A 14,122-nucleotide genomic window follows, 5' to 3' on the forward strand; every position below is an offset into this window, starting at 1 on the left:
ATAATAGCCACTCCCGAGAGGGAGCGGTTCAATCACCGGTGAGCTGCCAACCGACTCATCATCGAGGTCATGGGGAGTGTGGCACTCGCCGAAAAGGGACTCGAATCGGGCGACCCGATCAAGCCCAAGGAACCGCTCGGTTCCACCGAGGAAGCCGAGACGCCCGCCGACGACTACCCTCACAGGCGTTCATATCGGTAGAGCAGTACAGCCCCGCAAACCGCTCTACCTCATCCTGATACCGGACCCCATGTCGCGTTTCCGATATCAGACGCTATCGGCGGTTTCCGATCCGTCGCTATCCCGCCGTGCGAGTAGGATGCCGGCAATGAAACAGGCAGCCCCCAGCCCGTAGAGGCCATAGCTCAGAGGTGCCGAGACGAGGAACCCTGCGACGATCAGTACTCCGAACGCGGCGTGCAGAATCGCAGTCTGGTTCACAGCCAGTGTAGCGGGTTCAGAAGCAAAAATGGCGCGGTACCGGCCTCGCTGGTCGAGTCTGATCGATAGGGATCTGTGGGAGTATGGGACCAGAACGGCCCCGATCACCGTTGGTGCATCGCTCCAACACTAATTCAGATTACGGACACAGGTCGCCAGCCCACACGGTTGTCGCCGAATCACTCGATTCAGGCGGGGCGGAGTCGCACGATAGGTGCGTCAGACGAGTCGATTGCAGCGAGGACGTGTCCGGTTTCGGGCTCGACCACCACGTCGCGGATGCGCCACCCGCGGTCGGCGAGGAGGGGCGTCGCTTCTTCGACTGTTCGCCCATCGACGGTGAACCGGGCGAGATACTGTGAAGCCAGCCCGCCGACGAGCAAGTCGCCGGTCCACTCCGTGAAGGCGTCACCGGTGTAGAACGTCGTGCCGCTGGGCGGGAAGCCACCCAATCCGCAGTCCCACGAATACACTGGTGCAACAACGTCGTCGCGCTCCGCGTGGCTGACGCCGATCGGATCGCCGCTGCCGTAGGTACAGCCCTCGTCGGCGACCGGCCAGCCGTAGTTGGCGCCCCGTTCGACGATGTTGATTTCGTCGCCGTCCTGCTCGCCGAACTCGGTCTGCCAGATGTCGCCGGTATCGGGGTGGACGGTCATCCCCTGGGCGTTGCGGTGGCCGTAGCTGAATATCGAATCGACCGCGTCCGGGTCGTCGGTGAACGGGTTCGCGTCGGGAATCCCACCCGAGGGCGTCAGCCGAAGCGTGGTCCCGAGTTCGTTCGTCCTGTCCTGCGCGACGTGGTCGGGCCCGAAGTCCTTGAACTGTCTGTCGCCGACAGTCACGTACACCAACCCGTCCGGGCCGAACACGACGCGAGACCCGAAGTGCCCGTCAGAGTCGATAAAGGGCTCCGCGACGTGCAGTTGTTCAAACGTCTCGAACTGCGCGTCAGCGGCGTTCAGGCGACCACGGCCCAGATGTGTCGCCGACGCACCGCTGTCGTTGGCTTTCGAATATGTCAGATACACCCAGGCCGGGTCCGGAAAGTCGGGGTGGAGCGCCGCATCGAGCATCCCGCCCTGACCGCTCGCGTACACCGACGGTGCGCCAGTGACAGGCGTAATTGTTCCGTCGGCCGAATCGACCACCACCACGCGGCCGACGCGCTCTGTGACTAGCAACTGTGAGCCGTCGGGCAGCGGCGTGACGCTCCAGGGCGATTCGAGTCCGTCGGCGACGGTCTCGACAGCCGTCTCTGAACCGTCGGCCTGTCCGGAAGCCGTCGCTGTCGCGCCGTCCCCTTGCTGGTCGTCACTGGGGGCACTACAGCCTGCGAGTGTTCCAGCGGCCGTGAGCCCGCTCACAGCGAGGAACGTCCGTCGGTCCATTGTAGCTACAGCTACGGTCGCGGGGCTGTTAACTGCGGTCCCGATTGGTTTATCAGAAACCCGACTCGTCAGTAGCCGGTACTCACGGGACGCATCCTGCCATCCCTCGCCTATCGCGGCGAAGTGTCTTTTAGCCACCCGCAGCTACGCATTATTGATGGACCGTCACAATCAGCCAGCAGGTGAGAGAGAGCGTCTGCCAGCGGAGACGCTCTCGCCGCTGGCGACGCGGGTCGACGAGCTGCTGGCCCTGTATCGATACGAACTCACCCCCGCTATCGATGCGATCAATGCTGCCGTCGCTGGCTACGGTGGCCTGTTCGACCCGGAGACATCCGCCGATGAAATACGGACCGCAATCGACGAGCTTGTTGTATCTGGCCCGCCCCCGTCACAGCAGGGCGCGGCTACCTCCGACGTGGCACAGGTAGTGCTCTATGTGGACGGCAGCGCACACAGTAACGGGCCGGCCGGTGCCGGTGCTGTGATTCAGGCCGATGAGACACCGATTGCCCGACTCGGGCGTCCGGTCGGCTCTCGGACGAACAACAACGTCGCCGAATACGCCGCCCTCCATCTCGGACTGCGGGCACTGGCGGCACGGTGTGACCCAGAGACGGTCGAGATACGCATCGATTCGATGACCGTCATCAACCACATCTGGGGTAACAAAGAGAGCACCGTGAAAGCGACGCCGTACAGCACGGCGATCACTGACCACCTGTCGGCGCTGCCCGCCCACGAATGGACGCATCTGGCCGACAGTGATCCGAACCCGGCTGATGCACAGGCGACGGTCGGGGCCGACATCGCAGCCCTCGGCCCTGGGTGAGACAGGGGTGCCAGCGAGCCTGTCGTTCGCGTCGCTCGCGGAGCGTAACACCAGCGTCGAATTGCTGTGTAGATGGCCGCTGTTCTGCTGTTTTTATTCCTCGAGCACGTATTCTGTGTTAATGTACACCGATGGGCGGTACGACTATGACGTGGCCGTGGTCGGCGGCGGGCCGGCCGGGCTGACGAGCGCACTGTACACCACCCGACTGGGGATGGACACGATCGTTATCAACCGCGGTGGCGGCCGCGCCGCGATGATGACCGACACGCACAACGTCATCGGCGTCACCGAGGACGTTTCGGGGAACGAATTCTTAGAAACTGCACGCGAGCAGGTGCAGGATTACGGCGGGACCTACGAGCGGGGCTTCGTCGAATCGGTCGAACCACTCGCCGACGGGAACGAGGACGGGTTCACCGTGACGACGAGCGACGATGAGTTGGCAGTAAAGCGAGTCGTCCTTGCGACCGGGTTCGCCGACGAGCGTCCGGATCCGCCGCTGCCGCGGACCGGGAAAGGGCTGCACTGGTGTCTCCACTGTGACGCGTTCATGTTCGTCGGCGAGCCCGTCTTCGTCATGGGCACCGGCGAAGCCGCGGCCCACGTCGCGATGATTATGCTGAATTACACCGACGACGTGGACATACTGACTCGCGGCGACGAGCCGGAGTGGAGCGACGAGACGCAGACGATGCTCGACAATCACCCGGTCGATATCGTCGATACAGAGCTGTCGGGCAAGCGGACTGACGACGACGGCTGGCTATCGGCCTACGAGTTCGAGGACGGGAGCGTTCGGGAGTACAAAGGCGGCTTCCCGATGCTCGGGTCAGACTATCACGCGGAGCTAGCCGACGAACTGGGACTCGATAGAAACGACGACGGGACTGTGGCCGTCGACGACCACGGCGAGACCAGTATCTCCGGCGTCTACGCCGTCGGAGATCTGACGCCGGGCCACAATCAGATCCCAATCGCCATGGGTGAGGGCGCGGACGCGGGCATCGCGATCCACAAAGACCTCAGGAAGTACCCCCGTTCAGTCGACGACATCAAGTCCGAGGGTGCGGTCGAGGACGTGGACGTTCCCGCGGTCTCCGAAGAACTGTTCGCGACAGCGCTGACGCACGAAGGACACGCCGCCGGGCCACATTCGGAGGCGACGCCAGAAGCCCGCGCTGACGACGACTGACGCGCCGTAGAATAGTTCAACCGGAGAGGCGACGAGGGAGCCGAGTACCGGCTCCGGGAAACGACCTATTCGTCTTCGGTTTCGCGCTGTCGGTAGGGTTCGAGCAAGTCGTCAAGGAGCAAACAGCGGGGGTCGGTGACGGGGTACGCAGTGTCGATATACTCCTCTGCCGTCTCGATGTCACCGCGGATCGCGAACTGCCGGACGCGCGCCGCGTTTTCGTAGAAGTTCTCGTTGATCTCCGGCGACATCTCGGCCCCGCTGGAAGCCGGCTGGTGCTGGAAGACCTCTTTCTGTAGCTCGTCGAAATCAACCATCTCGGGCTCGTAGTCCTCGATCTCCGAAAGGACGTACTCGACAGCGAAGCGTTGAAACTCGGACTTGTTCGAGAAGACACCCTCCGCTACCATCTCCTCGACGCAGTCCATCACCGTTTCGGGAAACCGGACCGTCGATTTGACCACGTTGTTGGTATCAGACTGTCGACCCATATAAAATATACTCACGCGAGGCCCGACCCAGTGCGTCTTGAGAGCATAGCGTAGCTCCAGCAGCGACGAACTACCTCGAAGTGGTGAGAATATCGCGAGCGTCTTGTATCGCAGCGAGAGACAAATCAGACGCGTACTGGTAGAAGATCTCGGTGCTGGTCACTGGTGCTGTCGTGAAAGATAGCGGTTACAGAACATACTTTTGCCGTGGATACCTTCTAAAGCCTGACAATGGGTCGCCCGAACGTGTTACTCGTCGTTCTTGATTGTGTCCGTGCGGCGAACACCTCGCTGTTGGGTCATCGACGCAGAACCACCCCCTTTCTCGAAGCGTTCGGTCGTGAGGCGACGGTGTACACGCAGGCACGGACAACCGCGAGCTGGTCGTTGCCGGCTCATACGAGCCTGTTCACCGGAGTTCCGGCGGAGGGCCACACGCTCAAGATTACCGAACGGCTGCAGCCCGGCCAGACGATCTTTGATTTCCTCCACAAGGAAGGATACGAAACTGGCGTATTCACCGAGAACCCGTATCTCACCGTTCATCCATCCGGGCTCAGCGACAGCTTCGAGACCGTCGTCACGGAACGGCCCGATTCAACAGACGTTGACGACCCGTCCGAAACCCGCAACGGTGTCGACGGCTTCTGGTACGCCGACGAGCTGACTGAGTGGGTCGACGAGCAAACTGAGTCCTGGGCCGCGTGCCTCAATCTGATGGACGCGCACATGCCGTACGCGACGCGGGACGCCTACGACGAGTGGGGCGCGGACCTGTACTGGGGAATGCACGACGAACTCCCGATCAAGTGGGAGTGGAGCGTCTACGGAGAGCAACTCCCGCCGGGCGTCGGACAGCTGCTCGAACCGCTGTACGACGGCGCGATTCGACAGACTGACGCTATTCTGGAGCAGGTGATTGGTGACCTGGAAGCACGCGGCGTTTTAGACGACACGCTGGTCGTCATCACGGCGGACCACGGTGACGGGTTCGGAGAACCGCCACAGGCGGCTACCGAGCCACCGGCCGTCATGCACGGGATGGGGACACAGGAGGAACTGTTTCACGTCCCACTGGTCGTCCGAGGTCCGGGGCAGACCGAGGGGCGGCGAATCGAGTCCCTGGCGACGCTGTCGCGGTTTCCTGACGCCGTGTTGGCTGCCTTCGACGGGGAAGTGGACGACTCCGGGTGGTTCGTCGCACCAGACGGGCAGACGACTGCGTACCAGGCACCACCGACCGGGCAGACGGCAGAGTACGCCGAGCAGTACACTGACGAGCCGGACCGGTTCCAACAGCCGGCGTCGCTCGTGTACCAGAACGGACCCGGTGACACCGTATACAAGCGCGCAGCGTGGGGAGCGGATGAGTACGAAGCGGTCGTGCGGGGCCGGCGGTCCGAGCCCAGCGACGGCACACCTATCGATCGCCCACCGTCAGACGTTGTCGCTGACTCCGCAGAGCAAAGTGAGACACTCGACATCACCGAACTCGCTGCCGGGGAGGACGAAATGGCAGAATACGATATCGATGGCTTCGACGACGTCGACCTCGAGTCGCGGTTGGAGCGACTCGGCTATCTCTAAGTCGGTGCCACGCAGGCCTGCACCGAGCATCGTCCGCCACAATCGTGGTACGGCTGCCGTGTTTGCGATGCCTGAACAGAATCGAAAGGGATGTTTGTGACAACTTGATTTGTACGAACGATGTATAGCGATATTCTCGTTCCAACGGATGGGAGTGCGTCAATGAAGCAGGTACTGGAACACACAATCGATATTGCCGACGGGCGGGACGTCACCGTCCACGCGCTGTATGTCGTCGACGACCGAGCGTTCCTGTCGATGGATGACGAGATGCAGGACGAGGTGCTAGAGAACCTGCGAACGGAGGGCGAAGAGGCCACGTCGGTCGTCCGAGACACGCTGGAACAGGAAGGAATCGAGGTCTCGACGGCTATCCAGCGGGGCAAACCAGCAGACCGCATCGTATCGTACGTTGCTGACGCCGACATCGACCTGATTACGATGGGAACGCAGGCAGACAAGTACGAAAAGAACATGCTCGGGAGCACAGCGCAGAAGGTCGTCACGAAGTCGTCCGTTCCGGTACTCACTGTTGACGTTTCCGAGTCGGACTAGGTGTGTAGTCACACACTGGCCGCAAGCAGTTCTCCGGCGGTAGCGATTGTTACGGGCTCGACGGACCGTGGTGCGACTTGAGCAGGCCAGAACAATCCCATCACCCGTCGCTTAAAAGTTCCAGCAGCCGCGTCGCTCTTGGACTAGACCCGCTGCCAATCGGCTGTGAGAGCTATGGACACGCCTCGGCGGTACTTATTGTCGGTCAGAACCGGATACTGAGATGAGTTCCGCTATCGGCGAGACTGGCCGAGCGCTACTGGGCGTAAATCTGGAACGGTTCGATACTTCTCTGTGTTGAGTATAGATCCAAGTATTGATAATAATCTCATATAGAAGCACTATGTATTGAATTGTTGAAACCAACTATACTTATCCAGATGTCACTATTAGGTGCTGTTCTGGCGGGTAAGTCGTAACCCAGAAGTTCTGCGCATCCTTCGTCAAAACTGCTATGTCTACGACGTTGACCGTCGAAGGGATGAGTTGTGGTCACTGCGAGCAAACCGTCGAGGAGGCCATCGAGGCGCTCGCTGGTGTCCAAGGCGCTGAAGCCGACAAAGACGCCGAGCAGGTGTCTGTCGACGGCGACGTCAGCACAGAACAACTCATCGCCGCTGTGGAGGACGCGGGGTATGACGCAAAGGCCTGAGGCAGTCCCACCGCGAATACTGTTGTAGCTGTTGTCGACACGACTTCGTTAGCTACTGCTGAGTAGCGACTACCCATCACGCAGTCAGGCGGTGTGAGGAAAGTCCCGCTCAGTCAAACAGCCCCTCTTCCCGAAAGCCAACCATCAGATCGTCGATAAGGGCTGCAGCTGTCTCGTAGGGATAGTCCTGATACTCAGCGTATTCTGTGCCAAAATCCATCACCCCCACGCTGACGTCCCCTGCTTCGAACGTCGTACTTGGGCCGTCCGGCAGAACTGGCACCAGCTCCATCGGTTCCTCGACGGGGTATTCGGCGCTGGTGAAAACTGCCTCTAATTCCGCTCTAAGCTGTTCGGCAGTGTCTTCTGTCATAGTGGAGACTTGGTTGAGAAAGACAAAAGGCTTGTTCTGTGACAACGGTAGGAGTAGCGGATCACTCGGTATAGCCGAGGTCGCGGAGGTTTTTCAGGATCTCTTCGTCTTCAACGGCAGTATCGATGGCTTCGTCCACGATATCCTGTCGCTGTTGCACTACTTGGAGAAGCTGTCGCGCACTTCTGAGTTTGTATCGGACATCGGGGTCGTCCACGTCGTCGAAAGCGCCCTCCAGCAGTTCGTCAATTGTGGCGAGTGTCGTTTCAGCCATAGAACCGCTATTGGGAGTGATTTACTAAGTTTTGCTGGATTTGCCCGTGAAGTGAGCCTTGATTAATAGGAGAGAGTCTCCCACACTGTTGCTCAGAGTGTGTGTGTGAGTCTTCTGGAAAACCGGAAGCTGAAATTCTTGCATATTGAGATATCATATTAACATTTTTTATTGAGCTATCGAAATGAGCAGTCGATGCCCTCCACGTTGCGGCGGACATTCCTCGGAATGGTCGCCACTGGATCAGTCGCCAGCATCGCTGGCTGTTCGTCGTCGTGCCCTGACGACGGCGCACCAGACCCATCGCATACAGTTGACCCGGGAGTCAACAGCGCCGGCTTCGAGACAGTGCCCGACGGCTCGTGGCCGTTGCCGCGGTTTGACACGACGAACACAGGCTATGCGCCGGTCGGGATGGAAACCACGACGCCGTCGGTCAGATGGCACGCAGATATTTCAACATCGTCTGGTGGCGGTGAAACCGCCGGTGCAAGCGCGGGGGTTGTCGCCGACGGAACTGTCGTGCTAACGACAGCGACCGGTGTCGTCGCCCTATCGCTCCGTGACGGCACAGAACAGTGGCGGCGCGATCTCACACCGGCGACAGTTCCGTCAGTGGTCGACATTGGAGACGAACCAGCGCCGCCGGTAATATCCAACAGTCGCGTCTTTCTCGCGACAGCGGACAGTGTCACTGCACTTGAAATTGGAGATGGATCTGTTGCGTGGCGAAACACCGACACGGCCGGGGCAGGCGTTCCGACAGTGACTGATGACGCCCTGTTCGTTCCCACGACTGACGGGGTAGCGAGATTTGCGACCGACGACGGACGCCGGCAGTGGACGGCGACCGCCGACGGGACGAGGCTGGCCGCAGCCGACAGTACCGTCGTCATCGCCGGTGAGAAGATAACGGCAGTGGATGCCGCAGCCGGCGAGGTCCAGTGGGAACACTCGGACCGACCTTCGGGATACCCCGTCGTCTCTGACGGGACCGTTTATGTGAGCGGTACGTACGGCGACCTGATAGGTCGGTCACTCACCGACGGGACCGAGCAGTGGCGTCTCGACGACAGACGGTCACTCGAATTTCCGGTCGTGACGCCCGATAGCGTGTACGCAATCGAGCGCCCCGGTGAGTCATCCAGCGCGACGTTCGCCTTCGACCGCGTCGATAACGGGCCACCGAAGCCCCGGTGGTGCTCCGAAATCAATATCGGTGGCGCGGTGACTGCCGCGGCTGACGACGCTGTGTTCACATTCCAGAGTGACGATGGCCTCACCGCGTTCACCACGCGCCTCGGCGAGGCAGTATGGCAGTATCCGGCCGAGTATCAGGCTGTCTCACTGGCGGTACTCGATGGCGGAATCGTGAGCGTGTCGCCGGACGGAACCGTCGTGGCTCTCGGAGGTGAGTGATCCGCTATGTGGCGTCGCTCATATCGGCTCGCCGGTCCGATCCTCGGTTTGAGTGCAGTCTGTCTGCTCATCACCGCGGTGCCGCTCGAACTCTGGCCGACACCGCGGCCGGGTGATTCGTATGTGTTCAACCCACCGGCGTTTAGCGCAATTTGGGTACAACGGACGCTCAGGCCGGGACTCATCATAAGCGCGAATGCGCTGCTGTTAGTCGGGCTGAGCACAGTACTCAGGCGTGACAGCGCGTCGATGTCTCGCTTGCAGCGCGCGTTCGCATTCGGCGCTCTCTTTGGGACTGGCGGCTGTGTGCTTGGAACGCTGTTGTTCACCACAGCCGGCACAAACGATATCGGGAGAGAAATAACCGCCTTCCTCATCTGGGCTCTTGCGATCCCGTTCGTAATCCTGGGACTCGTCGGCTGGGGCATCGGCTACCTGCGGGCAGACAGTACTCGACTCGGTGCCGCCCTCACTGTCCCACCAGTACTCGCTGTTGCGTACATCGGTCTCTCGATGGCAGGTGTCGACTTCTCACCCGTTGGCAGGCTGCTGTTGATTATCCCGACGAGTGGCATGGCGCTTGTCGTCGGCTACGACCTGTGGACCGACAACACCGTCTCCGAGGAAAGATAACGGGGCCAACGGCGACCTGTTCCAGACAACGAACAGCCGACTCACCCAAGTAACCCAGCCCGACCAGGGATTACCTGTTCTGAACGCTCGGGTTGTCGGTCAAACACCGCGACGACCGAGGCGGCATCGGGTAGATGTGGTAGTATATACTCCCCCTCAGCGTGTTCGATAGTAACCGTCTCTGTTCCGAGCAGCGAATCGAGCGGCGTCTGCTCGACGCGGAGGCCACTTTCCTCCCACGACTCGATGCGCCAGAGTGCCGTGCCGAACAGACAGTCATATGCGACGAGCGCACCAGCGTCAGGGTCAATCCGGTATTCGATTGTCCCGTATCGCAATAGCTGATCGAGACACAGCAGGAGAGCCGGGATGCTAACGCTTGCGAGAACGATCACGGCGACGATGTCCCACGCACTGCCAATTGCAAACAGGACCGCAACGAGCAGCCCCATGCCACCGAGAAACAGGCTTCCTGGGTGATACGGAAACCGGAGGAGGCCGCCGATGACCCGTCCCCAGCAAACTGGACGCACCCGCTCAGGTGCATCAGTGAGCGTCCCGTCGACGGAGCGAGCCTTCGGCGGGGCCGTTTGCCAGCCGTATTCCTCATCGTATGTCTTGAAATAGACGACAAGACGGTCGCTGTAGACGCCCAGGAGGTCGGACGTGAATTTGAAACAGACGACCATGAGTAGCAGTGGCAGTCCGACGACAGTCGGATCAAAACTGCCGAGTTCTGCTTCAGGCCCCTCCGTAGCTGCTGTTATCAGTGCCAGCGTGAGTATGCCGCCGAAAAAGACGGTTACGATCCGAGGTAACAGTCCTCGAAACGCCGTCGTCGAGTTGTGTTTCCGATACTCCCCGTTGTAAAAGTAATTCCGTACCGTTGTGATTCCCGTCAGAACGAAAATCCCGATAGTCGCCAGCAGCACACCAGTTACCGTCTCTGTACTGGGTTCCGGCAGTGGACCGATGAGCAGGCCCCCAGTAAACAACCAAACGACTGCCAGAATTAGAACGGTAATTGGGAGCGCGAGTAGCGTCGTGAGATAGACTCGTAAACCGGTTCGCGGGACGGAGAGGGCGAACTGTCGTTCCGCCAGCGGGCCCATAAGCAAGGTGCTGGTCTCAATATCCGGCGGGCGACCAGCGAACACTGCCCGAACGAGTGCCCAGACCGAGTCGACGCCGAGCTCGAACCAGTACAGAAACAGCAATGCAGCCGCACTCCAGTCAAACAACCCGACGCCAACGACGGGGAGAGAATTCGAGACGATGGTGCTGAGGAGTTCTGTCCGACGGCTATTCTCCGCGTAGAGAACCCGTCTGGTGAAGGGCATTATCCGTGGTGACGGCTAATGGCATATGAACGAAACGATTGCACGGCCAGCAGTGTGCTACGCTACAAGCGGAGTTTCAGTACGCTGGCGACCTCCTGAATCGCGGATAAGACTGGCTACGCACTGCCATCGAATGGATTATAGAACGCTTCGTATGCACTGTTGGTCTCATCAGGGCTTGCGTGTCAGAGACAGCAGATACGCTCGCATTCCAATTACCGGTCAGAACAGGTCGGTAGCGGTCAGTACAGGCCGTACGCTTGCCAAAGTCTGGGTCCCATCCTGAGCTAACCGCCAGTCTAGTTACACGGAAACTGACTCACCGGCTTTGTTCAGTGTTCAGTTCTGCTGTGGATGGAGAATCAGCGCTGGCCGCGCTATCTACTAAATTGTCAAGCGGTGTCGGTTCTGACTGGTCACGCTGATCAGTGTCTTCGGATTGGAGCAGCGTATTCAACCGATGTTCGAATTCCTCGTCAGTGATTGCCCCCGTTGCGTACTGCTTGCGAAGTATATCGATCGCTGAAGCGGTATCTTCGTCTTCTGTGCCTCGGTCAGTAGTGTTCGATTGCTCACTAAGCGTGTAGAACAGATATATCGAACTCAGAATGAATCCGGACCCAAGGAGGAACGAGATAAACGCACTCGCTGACACATAACTAGGATGGAGGACATAGTTTCCGACTCTGATAAGCCAGCTACTCAGGAATATCACACCGATCACGAAGCCAGATACAGCCAAATTAGCCCGCTTCCGTGGATGTTCGGGAATTAACCGAGCTATCCGATTATACATGACTTCGTTCTGTCCGGGATATCTTTGGAGGACATTCATATCAAAGAACACGTTGTTGATACAAAATGTTTTCTCATACCACCTGATCGACCGGATTGGTGGCTGTGACGATAACGGAGACACGCAGCACAGCCAATGTGACAGTGTAAAATCTGGACCGTTGCTGGGCGGCGTAACAGTCACTCCGGACGTGCTCTGAACGATTGACTCGACCGAGTGTGGTCTCCAATCCAACGATATATTCGGCGAGAACCCCTAATATGTGTATGGCCAGATATGGCTCGGTTCTCAGTTACGACGGGGAGTGTCCGTACTGCTCGGTGGCTGCGAAAGCCCTCGAACAGGTCGAGGATATCGGTGCCATCTCGTGGTATGAAGAGTCGGCCCAGTCGTTTCTGACGGCCCAGTTCGACGACCCACCGTTCGCGATGGTACTGATCGATCAGCCGGCAAAGCAGGTGTGAGCCGCCAGCGCCGGACCTCTCGGTGTGTGTTGAACCCGACCAAGCCTTTCAGGGTGAGTTGCTGGAGATGTGTCGTGACATACGGTTTCGGGGCCGCAAGGCGTACAGAGATTGGGCTGTCGGGACCGCCGTCGCCTCACAGTCTTCGAGTCCTGCCAGAACCTCGTCGTTTGTTAGTGGGTCAATCGCCATACTACCCATTCGGGCTGGCAAGTAACAAGTTCTGGCACTCCGCTTCTGGTATCCTTCTGGAAGGAATGCAGCGTCGGTATGATGGGGACATACCCTTATTTGATTGAATATATAGAAATTCCCGCTATAATTTTTAATCCTGCTCACCATATAGCAGTTAATACACTAGTTACTCATCCTATCCGAATTACTTCCCCAAATATTAAGATAGTTCAACACAATACCGAACTACATGAAGAGGCGGTTGCGAAAAGCGCTGGAAACGATACCTCTCTCACGGGATGATAGCACCACAAACCTTGATGCTTGCACAGAATGTGGTGGGCCCTCACTACCCGGTGCTGGCCGCTGCACTGACTGTTTAGAAGCGTAAAGTCATTCATAGTCCTGACGAGACGAAAGCCGGTTCTTCTATAGTAACAATTGAAACGATGTACACACTGATCGCACTGCCGTCGTGCGATCAGGTGTGCGTTGGTTTTCAATGGCTACTATAGTTACTACCCTCAGCGAAGCGGTTCGTAGACAGTATCATCGCGGTCAATATCGAGCAATGACGGCAATATCCGTGACCGTTCGGTTGCAGATGAAAATAATCAGTACAGAGAGCCGAGCCAGCAACAGATCCGCTGCCGACTGATAGGGAATAGTATCCAGCTTTCGACATATATTTATCCGATAGCTATCATCTCTCAGTGATGGCTTCTCGCAGGTCAGTGTGTCTTGAGGAGATGGTATGGCCGGAGATAGAATCTGCCCTCGACAACGGAACACGGACGGTTATCATCGCTGTCGGCTCGATCGAACAACACGGCCGACACCTGCCACTGAACATGGATACGCTGGACGGGGACGAACTCTCGCGCCGAATGGCGGTCGAAATGGGTGATGCTCTTGCCGCCCCCACAATTCGCCCCGGATGTTCGGGACATCATATGGAATTCCCCGGCACAATAACCGTGCCACCCGAGACATTGATGGATGTCATCCGGTCGTACTGCAGATCCCTCGACACCCATGGCTTCGAACACATCGTTCTCGTCCCGACTCACGGTGGAAACTTCGGGCCGGTCAAAACCGTGGCTCCTGACATTGCACGTGAACTCGAAGCCTCGGTGATCCCGCTCGCTGACCTCGACGAACACATGCAGTTGCTGAATGAGGGTCTCAGCAAGGCCGGTATCGAGTACAAACAGGATGTAATCCACGCCGGGGCCGCCGAAACAGCGATTGTGCTGGCCATCGATGAGGGTCTCGTCAGGACGGAGAATATCGAACCCGGGCCTGAAGGTGACATTTCGCCGGCTCGGCTGCTAAGTGAAGGGTTCAAATCAATCACCGAAAACGGTGTCCTCGGTGATCCGACAGCGGCGACCACCGAGGCCGGAGAAGCGATTATCGAGAACGTCGTCGAGGCGTACGTCGAGGCAGTCGAGACCGAACGCAACGCAGTGTAGTCGAAGGCGTGAGAGTGTGTGTCCACTTGG

At 58.9% G+C, this 14,122-nt stretch carries 16 protein-coding genes and 1 pseudogene; 10 read left to right on the forward strand and 7 right to left on the reverse strand.

Features of this window, described 5'->3' with window-relative positions:
* The first annotated feature begins 78 nt into the window (after positions 1-78).
* Positions 79-201, forward strand: a complete 123-nt coding sequence (locus tag SG26_RS22030; protein ID WP_255355560.1) for a hypothetical protein — start codon at positions 79-81, stop codon at positions 199-201.
* Between the two features lie 66 nt (positions 202-267).
* On the opposite strand, the gene SG26_RS21710 is transcribed toward SG26_RS22030, so the two are convergent.
* Positions 268-441, reverse strand: coding sequence for a hypothetical protein (locus SG26_RS21710; RefSeq protein ID WP_014031096.1), 174 nt, complete (start codon positions 439-441; stop codon positions 268-270).
* A gap of 188 nt (positions 442-629) precedes the next feature.
* Positions 630-1,832: a PQQ-dependent sugar dehydrogenase gene (locus SG26_RS17535; RefSeq protein WP_050038344.1), complete on the reverse strand. Its 1,203-nt coding sequence runs from the start codon at positions 1,830-1,832 to the stop codon at positions 630-632.
* 157 nt (positions 1,833-1,989) lie between these two features.
* Here SG26_RS17535 and SG26_RS17540 point away from each other — a divergent pair, with 157 nt between their 5' ends.
* Both SG26_RS17540 and SG26_RS17545 read left to right on the forward strand, forming a co-directional pair.
* Complete coding sequence (locus SG26_RS17540; RefSeq protein WP_014031094.1) at positions 1,990-2,664, forward strand: ribonuclease HI family protein; 675 nt, start codon at positions 1,990-1,992, stop codon at positions 2,662-2,664.
* A 121-nt stretch (positions 2,665-2,785) separates the two neighbouring features.
* Positions 2,786-3,859 carry an NAD(P)/FAD-dependent oxidoreductase gene (locus tag SG26_RS17545; protein WP_050007604.1) on the forward strand — a complete coding sequence of 358 codons (1,074 nt, stop codon included), beginning with the start codon at positions 2,786-2,788 and terminating at the stop codon, positions 3,857-3,859.
* 65 nt (positions 3,860-3,924) lie between these two features.
* On the opposite strand, the gene SG26_RS17550 is transcribed toward SG26_RS17545, so the two are convergent.
* A complete protein-coding gene (locus SG26_RS17550) occupies positions 3,925-4,350 on the reverse strand; it encodes a ribbon-helix-helix domain-containing protein (RefSeq protein WP_014031092.1) in 426 nt (141 codons plus the stop codon).
* A 231-nt stretch (positions 4,351-4,581) separates the two neighbouring features.
* Between SG26_RS17550 and SG26_RS17555 the strand changes: the two genes are divergently transcribed.
* The 3 genes from SG26_RS17555 to SG26_RS17565 all read left to right on the forward strand — a co-directional run bounded on the left by SG26_RS17555 (position 4,582) and on the right by SG26_RS17565 (position 7,144).
* A complete protein-coding gene (locus SG26_RS17555) occupies positions 4,582-5,937 on the forward strand; it encodes a sulfatase (protein WP_050038345.1) in 1,356 nt (451 codons plus the stop codon).
* Between the two features lie 162 nt (positions 5,938-6,099).
* Positions 6,100-6,492, forward strand: coding sequence for a universal stress protein (locus tag SG26_RS17560; RefSeq protein ID WP_228841590.1), 393 nt, complete (start codon positions 6,100-6,102; stop codon positions 6,490-6,492).
* 454 nt (positions 6,493-6,946) lie between these two features.
* A complete protein-coding gene (locus tag SG26_RS17565) occupies positions 6,947-7,144 on the forward strand; it encodes a heavy-metal-associated domain-containing protein (protein WP_014031089.1) in 198 nt (65 codons plus the stop codon).
* Positions 7,145-7,253: 109 nt separating this feature from the next.
* Here the strand turns inward: SG26_RS17565 and SG26_RS17570 are convergent, their stop codons facing one another.
* Together SG26_RS17570 and SG26_RS17575 are read right to left on the reverse strand one after the other, a co-directional pair.
* Complete coding sequence (locus tag SG26_RS17570) at positions 7,254-7,517, reverse strand: MTH865 family protein (protein ID WP_014031088.1); 264 nt, start codon at positions 7,515-7,517, stop codon at positions 7,254-7,256.
* Between the two features lie 61 nt (positions 7,518-7,578).
* A complete protein-coding gene (locus tag SG26_RS17575) occupies positions 7,579-7,791 on the reverse strand; it encodes a hypothetical protein (protein ID WP_014031087.1) in 213 nt (70 codons plus the stop codon).
* Between the two features lie 228 nt (positions 7,792-8,019).
* Between SG26_RS17575 and SG26_RS17580 the strand changes: the two genes are divergently transcribed.
* Positions 8,020-9,210, forward strand: a complete 1,191-nt coding sequence (locus tag SG26_RS17580) for a PQQ-binding-like beta-propeller repeat protein (RefSeq protein ID WP_014031086.1) — start codon at positions 8,020-8,022, stop codon at positions 9,208-9,210.
* A 249-nt stretch (positions 9,211-9,459) separates the two neighbouring features.
* Complete coding sequence (locus SG26_RS17585; RefSeq protein WP_044952865.1) at positions 9,460-9,843, forward strand: hypothetical protein; 384 nt, start codon at positions 9,460-9,462, stop codon at positions 9,841-9,843.
* A 41-nt stretch (positions 9,844-9,884) separates the two neighbouring features.
* On the opposite strand, the gene SG26_RS17590 is transcribed toward SG26_RS17585, so the two are convergent.
* Positions 9,885-11,183, reverse strand: a complete 1,299-nt coding sequence (locus SG26_RS17590) for a DUF6498-containing protein (RefSeq protein WP_050038347.1) — start codon at positions 11,181-11,183, stop codon at positions 9,885-9,887.
* A gap of 319 nt (positions 11,184-11,502) precedes the next feature.
* A complete protein-coding gene (locus SG26_RS22225) occupies positions 11,503-12,018 on the reverse strand; it encodes an SHOCT domain-containing protein (protein WP_023842992.1) in 516 nt (171 codons plus the stop codon).
* 227 nt (positions 12,019-12,245) lie between these two features.
* Between SG26_RS22225 and SG26_RS17600 the strand changes: the two are divergent.
* A pseudogene (locus SG26_RS17600) lies at positions 12,246-12,440 on the forward strand (DUF393 domain-containing protein); the annotation flags it as partial.
* An 893-nt stretch (positions 12,441-13,333) separates the two neighbouring features.
* A complete protein-coding gene (locus tag SG26_RS17605) occupies positions 13,334-14,092 on the forward strand; it encodes a creatininase family protein (RefSeq protein ID WP_050038348.1) in 759 nt (252 codons plus the stop codon).
* Positions 14,093-14,122 lie beyond the last annotated feature (30 nt).

Source organism: Haloarcula sp. CBA1115 (assembly GCF_000827835.1).
In the GTDB taxonomy this organism is placed as follows: Archaea; Halobacteriota; Halobacteria; order Halobacteriales; family Haloarculaceae; genus Haloarcula; species Haloarcula hispanica.

Coding starts and splice junctions, on each gene's coding strand:
- SG26_RS17535 (WP_050038344.1), bottom strand. CDS start 1,832: ATGGACCGACGGACGTTCCTCGCTGTGAGCGGGCTCACGGCCGCTGGA.
- SG26_RS17540 (WP_014031094.1), top strand. CDS start 1,990: ATGGACCGTCACAATCAGCCAGCAGGTGAGAGAGAGCGTCTGCCAGCG.
- SG26_RS17545 (WP_050007604.1), top strand. CDS start 2,786: ATGTACACCGATGGGCGGTACGACTATGACGTGGCCGTGGTCGGCGGC.
- SG26_RS17550 (WP_014031092.1), bottom strand. CDS start 4,350: ATGGGTCGACAGTCTGATACCAACAACGTGGTCAAATCGACGGTCCGG.
- SG26_RS17555 (WP_050038345.1), top strand. CDS start 4,582: ATGGGTCGCCCGAACGTGTTACTCGTCGTTCTTGATTGTGTCCGTGCG.
- SG26_RS17560 (WP_228841590.1), top strand. CDS start 6,100: ATGAAGCAGGTACTGGAACACACAATCGATATTGCCGACGGGCGGGAC.
- SG26_RS17565 (WP_014031089.1), top strand. CDS start 6,947: ATGTCTACGACGTTGACCGTCGAAGGGATGAGTTGTGGTCACTGCGAG.
- SG26_RS17570 (WP_014031088.1), bottom strand. CDS start 7,517: ATGACAGAAGACACTGCCGAACAGCTTAGAGCGGAATTAGAGGCAGTT.
- SG26_RS17575 (WP_014031087.1), bottom strand. CDS start 7,791: ATGGCTGAAACGACACTCGCCACAATTGACGAACTGCTGGAGGGCGCT.
- SG26_RS17580 (WP_014031086.1), top strand. CDS start 8,020: ATGGTCGCCACTGGATCAGTCGCCAGCATCGCTGGCTGTTCGTCGTCG.
- SG26_RS17585 (WP_044952865.1), top strand. CDS start 9,460: ATGTCTCGCTTGCAGCGCGCGTTCGCATTCGGCGCTCTCTTTGGGACT.
- SG26_RS17590 (WP_050038347.1), bottom strand. CDS start 11,183: ATGCCCTTCACCAGACGGGTTCTCTACGCGGAGAATAGCCGTCGGACA.
- SG26_RS22225 (WP_023842992.1), bottom strand. CDS start 12,018: ATGAATGTCCTCCAAAGATATCCCGGACAGAACGAAGTCATGTATAAT.
- SG26_RS17605 (WP_050038348.1), top strand. CDS start 13,334: ATGGCTTCTCGCAGGTCAGTGTGTCTTGAGGAGATGGTATGGCCGGAG.